Here is a 13,259-nt window from a genome sequence, read left to right on the forward strand (position 1 = left end):
CGAGTTAATACTCGGCTTTTTTAGATAGAAGAGTTGGCTGTGGTGGTACGTTGTAAGGAGCCTGAGTTTGCTAACATAAAATGAGCAAGCTCTGACGTGATGCGCTCATGAGCTGCGACGTCTTTAATTAGAGCCACGATAGCTCTTGCCAGTTCATCCTCATTTTTCACAATTTTGATGAGGTTGTTCTGCTTCATTTCATGTACGATTTCTTTGAAGTTAAAGAAGCTTGGACCATTGATAATAGGGACGCCCAAAGCAGCAGGCTCCAATACATTGTGCCCACCAACCTTATCTCCAATTAGGCTTCCACCCATAAAGCAGATGTCCGCTGCGCCAATCAACGTTAGCATCTCACCCATTGTATCGCCGAGATATACTTGAGTATTCGTCTCTACTGCATGCGTTGAAGTACGACGCACAGTTTTAAATCCTTGCTGTTGGCAAAGCGTGAATACATCATCAAATCGTTCCGGATGGCGAGGAACCAAAATAAGTAATGCATTTGGATGAGATTTTAAAACTTGTCTATGTGCATCTAATACCTGTTCGTCCTCGCCTTTGTGGGTGCTAGCTGCAATCCAAATTGGACGATCCTTTCCAAGCTGGGCTCGAAGCTGCTGTCCTTGCTGTTTCACTTGCTCTGATATTTGAATATCGAACTTAATCGAGCCAGTAACGGATAGTTTCTTTTTCTCAACGCCTAAGCGTTCGAAGCGCTCTGCATCTGAATCCGTTTGGCAGAGTACTTGAGTTAGGCATGGATGAAGCTGGTTAAAAAGCCGCTGTATTTTGGCGTAGTTCTGACACGATTTTTCAGATAGGCGCGCATTCACGACTGTTATAGGGATACCCGCTTTGTAAACATTGTGAAGCGTGTTTGGCCACAGCTCAGTCTCAATGATCAACATTTGTTTTGGTTGTACTGCTTTAAGAAAACCTTTGATAGCAAAACCAAAGTCAATTGGCATATAGCGGTGTTCAACTAAATCACCCAACTTAGCAATCTGTTCAGCTCCGGTACTTGTTGTTGTAGTAACTAGAATAGATTGCTCGGGGTTTTGTTCCTTAAGGGCTTTGATTAAAGGTGTCGCTGCTATGCTTTCACCAACAGATACGGCATGTATCCAAATAGGTTTGTCGTTGCTTTTTAGCTTGGGGGTGATACCAAAGTGCTCTTTCCAGCGAGAGCCAAACTGAGGCTTATTTGGTTTGCTCTTGTACAAACCAAATAAAAGCAGCGGTGACGCTAGAGCGAGTAGTAAGGTATAAACAATACGAACTAACATGAGCTTATCGTAATAGCGTCAAGTTTTTGGATGCTATCTAGCACTTGCTTAGGCGAAAGTTCTGTCAAGCACTTAAGGTGTTTGTATTGACATTCACGCTGGAAACAAGGGCGACAATCAATATCGGTATGAACAATCTCCACTTTTTCTGCGAGTGGGGGTGTACTTCGGTGAAGTTGAGCCATACACGGCAACAACATTACAACCAACCGCAGCTGCCACATGCATTAAGCCTGAGTCATTCGCGACAACAGTCTTACATGCAGCAAGTAGATCGACTGCTTCAATTAAGCTAGTTTGGCCTGCCAGAACATGAATGTGCTCATGGAATTGCGTCGGAACAAGTGCGCGAATATTGTTACAAGTCTCTAAGTCCTTTTGAGAACCAAACAACCATATTTGATGCCCAGATCGAGCCATTTGCGTCGCAACTTCAGCGTAGTGTGTTTCGGGCCATTTTTTTGCGGGACCAAACTCTGCTCCTGGGCACAGTCCAATGATTGGTTGGTCTTGCGTTAAGTTGAACTTTTGGATCGTGGCTTGTTGCTCTGCTTCGTTGATTGCAAGGCGTGGGCGAGGTAAGGTTTCAAGCCCGCCAAGAGAGTTAGAATCTACCATTTCTGCTTTTGGATAAGCTAACGCTACATAGCGCTCTACCATGTACTGAAAAGACTTCATGTTAGGGCGTAAGTCATTCAATAAACCATAGCGCATTTCTCCCTTCCAGCCAGTACGAAGAGGAATGTTTGCAAACCATGGGATCAGTGCTGATTTCGCTGATTTAGGCAAGATATAGGCGTGGTCATATTGCTTTTCACGTAATGATTTACCAATTTCCCTGCGGCCTAATAAGTTAAATTCACCATGACCTATAGGCATTTCAATCGCTTGGTGGACTTCTGGCATACGCTCAAGAATCGGTTTACACCATCCTGGAGCGATAACGTCAATTTGGCTATCTGGATGACGTTGCTTTAATACGATATATAACGATTGCGACATTACCATATCGCCGACCCATGCAGGGCCAATGACTAAAATCTTCATGCTTTGTTTTTCCAGTATAGGAATTTCAAAATTGACTCATAAGTTCTAAAAAGTTCAGCGTATATTTTATTCGCAAGAGTCATTTTGGATTTATCTTTTCTTTTACCACCAATCGTCGAAGCAATCTCTGCTCTAGTAAAGAGATCTGGAGACACGCTGTAAACTTGAACACCATGTCTCCATGGTTTTTCCATGTAGTCATCGACTGGTTCAATAAACTTTTGAGCATGCATAACAAACTTTGAGGCTGCTTTAGGTGTGACGATGTAAGCGGTGGTACCACAAGTGCCTGCTGAGTATCCCCCTAGCATATGATTATCATCAATAGGTACGATTGGGGTGAATACACGCTTCTGAGTGGCAGACAACTTGATGTAGTCATAATTAGAAGTCAATGGAAGGGTATATTCGAGTACTTGCTGCAGCCCCTCTACGGGGTCGACGTTATCTTCTAAGATGACGATCGGTTCATTAAGCTCAACACAGCGAACCCACAACTCGTAATGGCTTGCAAAACAGGCGACTTCACTGGTTTTTAATTGATACCCTTTGCGGCGTAGAGTAATGGTTGGACGACTTTTTTCTGAATGAAGAAAACGGTCAACAGAGCCATCTACTGCATCAAAAAATTCAAACGTAATGCCTTGTTGTTTTAACTTTTCTTCAATACGTTCTCGGCGATCTAGCGATCGAGCCAAGCTTACGACAAATACTTTCACTGTACTTTCCAGTCGCTGTTATATCTTGGTTTAAACAAATTGTAATAGTTATTGCCGTCTTCTTGAGAGTGCAGCAACTGTAGTACCCACATATATTGTTCGGGTTTATCACCGACAAAATATTCAATGGCTTCATTACAGGTACGAGCGTCTTGCTCTTCGCCTTTATCCAGCTCAAACGCTGGTAAAATCTCAATATCAAACGTACCATCTTCAGTGTTCATCGACGCAAATAGAGGCAGTACTTTTGAGCGTGATAGTTTCGCAATTTTGCCTAAACCAGGTAGCGTTGCTTTACGTGTTGCAAAAAAATCCACAAACACACTATGCTCTGGGCCGTGATCTTGATCGGGTAGATAATACCCCACGTAGCCATCTCGAATAGACTTCAGAAAAGGCTTAATGCCACCTGAGCGTTCATAAACACGACCACCATATTGAACTCTTTGCTTGTGCATCAGCCAGTCAGCAACATCATTCTTTTGTTTCTTCGCCATTGCAGAAACTGGCATTCCCATTGACGCGAGCAAGATAGCAGGCACATCAATTGCCCAAGAGTGGGGAACCATTAAAATCACATTTTCGTTGTTATCAATGTGCTGTCGTAAAATGTCTAGGCCGCGAATTTGGCAACGGTTCTGAAGCCATTTTGGTGAGCGTAAACTTAGTAACCCGAAGCGAAAAAAGAACATGGCCGCTGTGTAGAGTGTTTTTTCTATCAAAGCTTCACGTTCTTGGAACGACTTTTCCGGAAAACACAGCTCAAAGTTAACCCTCGCTCGATGAGCTGGACCTTTGTGGGATTTAGACAGTTTTTTGGCTATGGTTTTCGCCAACCACTTTTGTACACCCAGTGGCATTAATGATAACGGTAAAAATAAGATAACACCTAACCACGTGCCCCAGTACTTAGGCGACAGAAAGTGGCGCTTAAACTCAGGGTTATATGCTTTGGGGTTGAAGTCATCACGTTTTATGGTCATGGCGTGTCTAGTTACCTATTCGTGTTCGGGCGAAGTGGTTTAAATGAGAAAAAGATAGTTAGGAATGATACAGGCTATTGCACTTGAGTAAAGGTGGCAGGTTATGGTTCTACCACCTTGTGGTGCTTAACTGTTTTGGATAGTTAAGTATTCGGCAACGCCATCTGCAACTGTCTTGAATTCAACATCACAACCTGCGGTGCGCAGTTTGGTCAGATCCGCTTGCGTGAATTCTTGGTAAGCGCCTTTTAGGTGCTCAGGGAATGGGATGGTTTCAATTTGGCCTTTGCCATGATGCTTGATAACTGCTTTTGCTACCTCTTCAAAAGATTCAGCACGGCCAGTACCACAGTTAAAAATGCCTGATACGCCGTTTTCTAAGAACCACAGGTTAACTTTACATACATCACCAACGTAAACGAAGTCGCGTTTGAATGATTCGCTGCCCGCGAACAATTTAGGATTTTCACCTGCGTTAAGTTGGTTGTTTAGGTGGAACGCAACTGATGCCATGCTACCTTTGTGGTCTTCACGGGGGCCATATACGTTGAAGTAGCGGAAGCCAGTGATTTGAGAAAGGGTCTCACCATGTTCTTCAGCGTCTTGCCATAGGCGACGAACGTAGTTATCAAACTGCTGTTTCGAGTAACCGTATACATTCAGTGCGCCTTCGTATTCGCGTTCTTCAACGAAAGTCTCTGTATCGCCGTAAGTGGCTGCTGAAGAAGCGTATAGGAATGGAATCTCGCGATCTAAACAGTAATGCAGCAGCTCTTTAGAGTACTCGTAGTTGTTTAGCATCATGTACTTACCATCCCACTCAGTCGTTGCAGAACAAGCACCTTCGTGGAAAATTGCCTCAATCGGACCAAAATCATCGCCCGCCATAATTTGGGTCAGAAAGTCATCACGATCCATGTAATCTGTGATATCAAGATCAACTAAGTTTTTAAACTTCTTGCCATTTTTTAGGTTGTCGACAACCAGAATATCGTTAATACCTGCTTCGTTCAGTGCTTTAACAATGTTGCTGCCGATCATGCCAGCACCACCAGTTACGATGATCATAAGACTTCCACCATAGATTAAAATTTTCTCAGGAATTCTAGCAAGAAACAGAAATTTGCGCTATTGGAAGGAAAAGAAAGGTAAAGAGCGCTTGGGCATAAGTAAAAGGGAGCTGAAGCTCCCTTAAATAGTGTTGTTATTCAGCGTTTGACGCGTTTGGTCTCTGGTACCAAGGGTTGCGCTCGTCTGTTAATTGAATAAGTTCGTATTTTCTATTTAGCTTCTGACCACCATCACGAGTGATTGGTTGCCAAGAGAAGTTTGCTCTATTGTTACTTGGTTTCACTGTCATGATATCGTATGGAATCGAAATGTAGAGACCTTTAGTAAAACTGCCTTCACCAAACTCTTCTGCAGTTAAATTCGTAAACGAAGCGTAAGCACCGGCGATTACGCCACTGTCAAACTGCTTAGCTATGTTTATTTGAGTACCGACGTCACCACCGAGGAACTGCCCCACATCTACTTGTACCATCAAATTGGATAGAAAATCCCATTGGGGGTAGTAATACGCAGAAACGAAACCTGTGAAGCCTTTATCAATAACTTGGAAAGGATCTCCGTATTCTGGAACATACTGCCACTTTTCATCGTACACACCGAAGTAACTTTGCGGGTCACGTTGAGAGATCAAGTTTACATCTGCACCGATCGCCCAGTTTGCGCCTTTCGGTCGATATAAGAATTCGGTACCCACACCCGCAAACATGCTCTCTAGATAACCGGCGTAGAACTGTTGGTCCATGGTATCTGAGTACTCTTTGAACCAAGTTAATTGAAGATTCTGCATAGTTACAGGATATTCATCTCTATAGGCCCTAAACATCGTGCGTACACGAGGTATCGTCGTGCCATCCGGCGGAGTGACGTAGTTAAACTTGTCGTAGTTGTTGTACCAATCCCAATAAAGAGCACCGCCTACTTCTAAGTCATCTGTCAGCCAATAAGAGGCTTCACCTTTAAGTCCCACACTAAAGAAGTAAAATGTTTCAGCAGCACCCAGTGTTTGAACCAGTTGCGGGGAAAAGCCATAATCGAAACGCTCAAAACCGTCGTAGATAAGATTACCTTGTGGTTTTTCATTTCCTTTTGAAGTTGCGTCTTCAATGCTAGGAGTGATGTAGTTAACTTCTGCAAAGTCACGGTATTTCTCTTTCGAGATAGCCGTTTGATCACCGATTAATCCACCACTACGTTCATTAATAGTAAAGGTATCAATGTTGTTTGGCATTTCGTTGTAAAGGATTGCCGCCGCTTTTTCATGAGCTTCGTTGCGATCACGATACTTTTTCTGTTCGCCAACAATCGAGACGGTATTGTCTTCAACATAGAGTTGGGTATTTTGGTAGCCAGCAATCTTATCCAGCTCCTCGGTAACACGTTCCCAATCTACATCAGATAACTGCTCTGGTTGTTTGTCTTCAACTTCTGGAGTTGGAGCATCACGCCAGAAAGACGGCATATCATTGAAGTTTGTGTAAAGGCTTACGCCTGCAACTAACGTATCACCGCGCTCGTAGCTCAAACGAAAATCGGCCATATGCCCTAAACGATACAGAACACCAAAGTTCCAAGGCGTATGAGGTGTCATGTCTATACTACCACGTACCACAGGATAGTCTTCACTGTAGTCGTTGCTGTCGTATTCAAGCTTAAATCGCAGTGGTGCGTGCAAAGTTTGATACTCGACACCACCAAAGAGTGCAGCAGGACCTTTGAACCAGCGTTCAAAATCAACACTACCGCCATTAACTTTAAAGTCTGAAGGGCGTTCACAGAAACTATCGGACAGCTTACAAGCTGGGTTGCTGATGTTGTCGCGCGTACCTAAGTAGCCCCAGCCCATACCTAAAGTGAAATCAAAGGTACCAAGGTTTGGGTTAGAATAACGTTTTGTTGCAGCAACAAACTCACCATCAAAAAGACCGGTACCTGCAAAATCACGCACCCCAATAGAAAGTTCCGGTAGGTAACTTGATTCTTGTAAAAGTCTAACTTTAAAGTCGATACCTTTATCCGTAAATTTTGTATCACCAGAAAACGTTGGGTCTTCACTATAAAGAACATCATTGACTCTAGTATAGCGAATAGTCGTTTCTAACCAGGGCATCACTTGTAGTGTGACATTGTAAAAAAGGTACTCATCGCTGCCGGTAACAGCAAAGTTAAACTCGCCTTCAGGTGCCATACGACCTGTTGGCATCTGCATTAAGCCGACACCACCAAAGTCCATTTGTGATGGTTGCAATGGTGGTGCTTCGAAAGGCATGTCTTGAGCCCACACCAACGCTGGACCCATTAAAGAAAGGGATAAACTGGTTCTGATCAGGTTCATGTTTAATTCTTCGATGAGGTTGGTTTACGTTGTGCAAGTAGAGCGACAATATCTTTATCCATTTGTGATGTTTCGAACTCATCAAACGGTATGTACACCATGGTAAGTGGTGGTAAGTAATATTGAGTGGTTAACCAACTGCCATGGTGAGGATGAACGATCCTGCCATCCGGGTAAATCAGAACTGGCGGATAGGCGAACTCACCAATGTCACTTGAACCTAGATTCTCGACCTGTTCATACAGAGCGATACCCGCTTGGTTTTCTACCGCGTAGACTTTTTCCAAGTTACCCACATACAACACTTTTTCTTCACGTTTTGGTGCACTTAACGCAAATTGACCTTGTATAAGAGGGTTATCAAATTTATTTAGACGGATGCGATCCACATCAATGGCGGATAGGACGCGAGGTGCAAACTGGCTTTGTTGGATAAACTTGTAAAATGGGTGTGCAACTAAATTATGTTGAATCATTTGGTTCAACACCGAATTCTTTAATGCAGTACTTCCTTGTACTGCTGTCTCGGAATTATCAAATAGAGTCACAGCTAAAGGGTATTGCAGGGCGACTTGTCGTTCTTGTACATGCTTAAGTAAGCTCTCTAAACGTGCCGCTTGTTGGAACTGCAATGCTTTGCCCGTTCCGACAAGTTCTATATTGAGCGGTGATGGGGTGTGATTTTGAGCTCGAACGGTAGTAGGTGTTGCCAGAATCGTTGTCGTTAAACTTAGGTTTAATAAAAATAGCAGTCGCTTATTCATGATTTGCTGTACCCTTTCAGAATCGTCAATTCAACAGGCGCCATGTTTGGACCTAAGTGTTGACGTGTTTTCACTACTTCTCCTTTACCGTTTACCCAGTATTGGTTCTCCACACTTTTTTCTAAGCTAGTAAACGTTACAACCTCGGTATAAACATCAGTAGAGGTAGATGAAATAGGGGTTATGACGGTTTCTTTACCTTGACGAGAACGTTGGACTTTAGCCGGGAACCCATAACGGTATTTGTCAGCCCAATCGTAAGAAAGAGAATATTGCACAGAGGGTGCTGAGTAGGCAGGAACGTTGCCATAAATGCCTGCTAGATTGGTGGTTTGCAAACCAATAGTTTTAACAATATGACCGTTCTCTGTTACCACCATTGCCTTGTCTGCACTTACCCACTTTAATTGGGTATTGCCAGTTAATGGGTTTTGCTCAGCAAAGGCCAACACTACGAAGACCTGTTTTTGGTCACCAATTTTTAAGTAAGCACTAGCATAAGGAACTGCTTCAATTTCTTCTGGCGTTAGCTCGACATCGATGTAGTTGCCATAAGCTTCTTGGATTGTCGCGGATACGTCATTAAATTTTTGTGTACAGCCGAAGATTGAGTTCAGTAAAGGTAGGGCAATAAGTAAGCGCATCCATTTTAGCGATAGAAAGGTGTTCATCATTCCCTCATTACAAATAAAATCGCCCTGAGAAATCAGGGCGATATATAAGTCAAGCTAGGCTTGCTTATTTTTTAACACTAGTAGTCGTAGTTGTAGTTGAGTCACTATCTGACGCTGCAACCGCTACTACAGTTACTGCTGCTGCTGCACCTACCGCTACTGCAGTTGTACCAGTGGCAGACGCAGATGCGGCACCAGCAGAACCTGCTTCTTCAGCTGCAAATGCAGTTGATGCGCTTAGAGCCATAAGAATAGCTAGAGCTGTGTTCTTCATTATTAATCCTTGTATTTCAGATTTTAAAACATCGATGTTTGGTCTGTTTAGAACATACCATCGTTTATTTTAGTTAAAAAACAATCAGCATGTAAACAGTTTCCTATGTGAATTTGCCTAACGTTAAAGAAAAATTGTTGCAAGACTGAGAATAGAGAATTGCTTAGGTTTGATAGTTGTATTTAATCAAAATGCTTATTTTTGCTGCGTTACTTCAAGCCACGTCTGAGTTTACGCAAACGTTCACATTTTTTGTTCAATGCATCCGTAGTGGTGTTCTGTTTTAAGCGGCTGACAGCCAGTGTCTTTCTCATTCGTGAGAATTTACGAACCATAAACGGAAATCTGAGACGTTTTTGCCCCCTTGCCGTTTTGCGCTAATACATGCATAATTTGCCAGCTTTTGTGTTGCGTTTATAAAAGATTGTTTTTTTGAACGGTTAGTCGCAAAAGTGAGGCGTAAAAAGAATATTTATATCAATAAACCGAATGAATCGGGAATCAGCGAACAGTGGCTAACGCGTAATGCCGCCGGGCGGTAGCGTGTAAATGCACAAGCGAAATTGACAAAAGTTAACAGACATTCACTGCGCGCGTCGTTCATAATGTGCAGCGGTCAGTCGACACCCAAGGAACACTTACGTGATTAATAAACGACCATGGCTAGGGGCGTTGAGTGCAATCAGCTTAGGCTTGTGCTCATTTTCTGCCTCAGCAGATTTTTATGCTGGTGCGTTAGTAAGTTACTCTAACGCTGAATTTCATCATTCCTCTTCTCCAGTAACCGAGGGAAACCCTTTCCTTCTTCAAGCGCAAGCTGGTTACTTCTTCAATGATTACCTCGCTTTTGAAGCACGTTACGGAACTTCTGTTCAACGAGATAGCGGACTTGCAGTAGATAGTCTTGCGAGTGGTTTTATTAAGTTGAATATGCCTGTCTCTGAGCGTGTAGCACTTTACGGACTTGCCGGTTATTCGAGTGCCCAGATTGACCAACAAAATGTAGGCCCTAATAAAGATCAAGGCTTTAGCTTTGGCTTGGGTATGCATTATGCTTTGGACAAGCAGAATGCGGTTGTCTTTGAGTTCGTAGATAGCACATCTGAAGAGCAGGTTCGCTTGAACGCAATTACTCTTGGCTTTCAACACCGATTTTAATTAAAGACCTAGTGCCTAGTTTTGTGGCTAGGATTTTTAACTCCTGACTTTAAATAGCGAATTATCATGCTCAAAGGATATTTCTCGATAGGTGCTTGCATTCTGGCAAGCCTATTTGCGCCGCTTACTAATGCGCAGACTCCAACCCCAGAACAAATTCAGATGTTTCAGAACTTACCTGCTGACCAGCAACAAGCACTGGCGAGTAAGTATGGTATCTCTATTCCATCCGGCGCTTCGTCTCAGCCAAGCAGTTACCAAAATCCTCAAGTGATTGAACAACGTCCGGTTGCTAGCAGCGCGACTGAAGCAAAAGTAAACGACGCCGAAAAAGACGAGCAAGGTCTAAAGCGTTTTGGTTTAGATTTGTTTGCAGGTTCACCGACGACGTTTGCACCAATCAGTGATGTGCCTGTTCCGGCTGACTACACGGTAGGAGCTGGTGATGAAATCGTTATCCAACTGTTTGGTAAAGAGAACACGACGCATCGTCTTCGTGTTAATCGCGCTGGTATCATTAATTTCCCTTCTCTTGGTCCTGTTCAAGTGGCGGGGATGAGATTCTCTGACGTGCGCGATTCTTTAAACCAGCGTGTAAAAGAGCAAATGATCGGGGTTCGTAGTGATATTTCGTTGGGAGAAATGCGCACCATGCAAGTTTTTGTGATGGGTGATGCCTACAAGCCTGGCGCTTACACGGTGAGCGCCCTAACTACGGTCTCTCAAGCTATTTATTACAGTGGTGGCTTTAGTGAGAGTGGCGCCCTTCGTAACGTGCAACTTAAGCGCAATGGTCAGGTAATTCGTAAACTGGATATGTACGACCTGCTACTCAAAGGCGATGCGCGTAATGACATCCGCTTGCTACCAGGAGACGTGGTCTTCATCGGTGCATTAGGTAACACGATTTCAATCGATGGTGAAGTAAACCGCCCTGCAATCTATGAAATCAAACCAGGTGAAACCTATAAGCAAGCGATTCAAATGGCTGGCGGTTTTACGGCTAATGCTTATAGCGATCAAATCGAGGTGAAGCGTTATGCGGCTAAAGGTGCTCGCGATGCATTAACACTGAACTTTAGCCAGTCACATGACCAACAAACTAAAGTCAAAGATGGTGATGCGGTTAATGTGCTTAAGAAAAATGAAGAGCTGACCCGTTACGTACAAATTGAAGGTGATGTTCGTCATCCGGGCTTTATAGAGTGGAGGAGCGGTCTACATATTGCAGACTTATTCCAATCCGTTGATACCTCATTTAATTCTACGGCAGATGTAAGCTACGCCATTGTTGTACGTGAGATTAACCCTCAACGCGATATCGAGGTTTATCAGGTCAATCTTGCTAACGCGATTCTTTCTCCAAAAAGTAAAGATAACTTGAAGCTCAACTCTCGCGATCGAGTCTTGGTATTTAACCGCTTTAATAATGAAGATTTAGATACATTAGCGGATCAAGAAACCGTTACCAAAGCGAAAACATTGGAGCAAGCTCAACTTCAAGCACAACAAGATCAATTGAAAGAGCAAGAAGTCATGAGCTCATCAGTGGCTGTTTCTTCTGCCACTCCACTAGAAAAAGATTTAAAACAACCAAAGATCGTGTTCCGTGGCAAAGAAATCACTAAAGACGATTTTGAAGCATTAAAACAAAATACGCGTCGTACGTTGCTTGCTCCTGTATTGCTGCAACTTCAACAGCAATCGCGTTTGGGTTTGGCTCCGCAAATTGCGGAAGTCTTCGGTGAGGTAAAACATCCTGGGCGTTACCCAATAACTCCACGTATGACGATTTCTACCTTAATCGAGGCAGCGGGTGGTTTAACTTATAACGCATTTACCATCAACGCAGAGTTAGCTCGTACGGTAATTAACAGTAAAGATGAGCGCGCTTCTATTGATGTTGAGCGTATTGATTTACGCCAAGCCATTCAGGGTAGTGCTGCTGACGATGCCATTATTGTTGGCAGAGACCGTTTGAATATTCTGGAGAAGCCCAACGTCAAACTACAAAGCACAGTAACGCTACAAGGCGAAGTCCGCTTCCCTGGTACTTACACCGTCCGTCAGGGTGAAACCTTAGGTGAACTGTTAGAGCGTGCTGGTGGTTTAACCGAATTCGCACATCCGCAAGGGGCTATCTTCACTCGCGAGGCTTTACGTCTTCAAGAGCAAAAGCTATTAAACCAATATGCTGCTGATATGCGAGCAGAAACTGCCAAGAAAACCTTCCGTGCAGACAGTAATATGGGGTCGGTGATCTCTGACCCAGATAAAACACTGAAGTTTGTTGAAGAAGCAAGTCGCAGCAAAGCTCTTGGGCGTATGGTTGTACAGCTGAATCGTATCCTTAAAGACGAGCGTTCTGCGGACTTTATGTTAGAAGATGGTGATTTCCTATTTGTACCGACCTTCCGCAACACGGTTTCGATCATGGGTGAAGTTCAAGTTCCAATTACATATCTGCTGGATAACAAACTAGATGTCGATGATTACTTGAACAAAGCCGGCGGTGCGAAAAAACAAGCAGATGAAGACCGTATCTTCGTTGTACGCGCAGACGGCTCGGTTTACAAACCAACGTCAGGTTACTGGTTCGGTAATAACCATGAAGAACTAAAAGCGGGCGATACCATTGTCGTGCCAATCGATACTGACTACCGTGATGCATTAAGCACTTGGACCGCTGCCACGCAGATCCTTTACCAAACAGGTGTAGCGATCAACGCGTTGAAGTAACGAACGACAGGTCATCCTAATCAGCTTAAAGCAAGATTAGAAATACAATAATAGTAAGAGCTTATGTAACGATTGAAGTTACATAAGCTCAGTTTTATGAACATTATTAATCAAAACGGCAAATACTACTCTGAACACCAATAGTGGCATTATTCAGCCGTAGCCCGTCATTCCAGCGAGCCGAAGCGAGACTAAGAATCTTGTCACAG

The 13,259-nt window shown here is 43.5% G+C and carries 10 protein-coding genes and 1 pseudogene; 2 read left to right on the forward strand and 9 right to left on the reverse strand.

What is annotated here, in order from left to right; all coding sequences use genetic code 11:
• Positions 1-20: 20 nt before the first annotated feature.
• The 9 genes and pseudogenes from waaA to P4S59_RS01465 all read right to left on the reverse strand — a co-directional run bounded on the left by waaA (position 21) and on the right by P4S59_RS01465 (position 9,153).
• Positions 21-1,289 carry a lipid IV(A) 3-deoxy-D-manno-octulosonic acid transferase gene (gene waaA, locus P4S59_RS01425; RefSeq protein WP_258516098.1) on the reverse strand — a complete coding sequence of 423 codons (1,269 nt, stop codon included), beginning with the start codon at positions 1,287-1,289 and terminating at the stop codon, positions 21-23.
• Positions 1,283-2,336 (reverse strand): annotated as a pseudogene (gene waaF, locus P4S59_RS01430) (lipopolysaccharide heptosyltransferase II). The gene waaA and the pseudogene waaF overlap by 7 nt, the downstream one beginning before the upstream one ends.
• A complete protein-coding gene (locus P4S59_RS01435) occupies positions 2,333-3,055 on the reverse strand; it encodes a glycosyltransferase family 25 protein (RefSeq protein ID WP_213889196.1) in 723 nt (240 codons plus the stop codon). Before P4S59_RS01435 ends, waaF begins: the two are co-directional and overlap by 4 nt.
• The gene (gene lpxM / locus P4S59_RS01440; RefSeq protein WP_337167889.1) at positions 3,052-4,038 is read right to left on the reverse strand and encodes a lauroyl-Kdo(2)-lipid IV(A) myristoyltransferase; all 987 of its coding nucleotides are present in this window, start codon (positions 4,036-4,038) and stop codon (positions 3,052-3,054) included. The genes P4S59_RS01435 and lpxM overlap by 4 nt, the downstream gene beginning before the upstream one ends.
• A 126-nt stretch (positions 4,039-4,164) precedes the next feature.
• Positions 4,165-5,106 (reverse strand): ADP-glyceromanno-heptose 6-epimerase, encoded by a 942-nt coding sequence (gene rfaD / locus P4S59_RS01445; protein WP_337167890.1) that lies wholly within the window; start codon positions 5,104-5,106, stop codon positions 4,165-4,167.
• Positions 5,107-5,242: 136 nt separating this feature from the next.
• On the reverse strand, positions 5,243-7,441 hold the full coding sequence (locus P4S59_RS01450) for a YjbH domain-containing protein (protein ID WP_337167891.1): 2,199 nt from the start codon (positions 7,439-7,441) through the stop codon (positions 5,243-5,245).
• A 2-nt stretch (positions 7,442-7,443) separates the two neighbouring features.
• Positions 7,444-8,205, reverse strand: coding sequence for a YjbG polysaccharide synthesis-related protein (locus P4S59_RS01455; protein WP_337167892.1), 762 nt, complete (start codon positions 8,203-8,205; stop codon positions 7,444-7,446).
• A complete protein-coding gene (locus P4S59_RS01460) occupies positions 8,202-8,876 on the reverse strand; it encodes a YjbF family lipoprotein (protein ID WP_337168626.1) in 675 nt (224 codons plus the stop codon). The genes P4S59_RS01455 and P4S59_RS01460 overlap by 4 nt, the downstream gene beginning before the upstream one ends.
• A 67-nt stretch (positions 8,877-8,943) precedes the next feature.
• On the reverse strand, positions 8,944-9,153 hold the full coding sequence (locus P4S59_RS01465) for a hypothetical protein (RefSeq protein WP_140094649.1): 210 nt from the start codon (positions 9,151-9,153) through the stop codon (positions 8,944-8,946).
• 642 nt (positions 9,154-9,795) lie between these two features.
• Here P4S59_RS01465 and P4S59_RS01470 point away from each other — a divergent pair.
• Together P4S59_RS01470 and P4S59_RS01475 are read left to right on the forward strand one after the other, a co-directional pair.
• A complete protein-coding gene (locus tag P4S59_RS01470) occupies positions 9,796-10,311 on the forward strand; it encodes a porin family protein (protein WP_337167893.1) in 516 nt (171 codons plus the stop codon).
• Positions 10,312-10,377: 66 nt separating this feature from the next.
• Entirely contained in the window at positions 10,378-13,050 is a 2,673-nt protein-coding gene (locus P4S59_RS01475) for an SLBB domain-containing protein (protein WP_337167894.1), read from the forward strand.
• Positions 13,051-13,259: the final 209 nt, after the last annotated feature.

It is taken from the genome of Vibrio sp. M60_M70, assembly GCF_037162085.1.
Classification (GTDB): Bacteria; Pseudomonadota; Gammaproteobacteria; order Enterobacterales; family Vibrionaceae; genus Vibrio; species Vibrio diabolicus.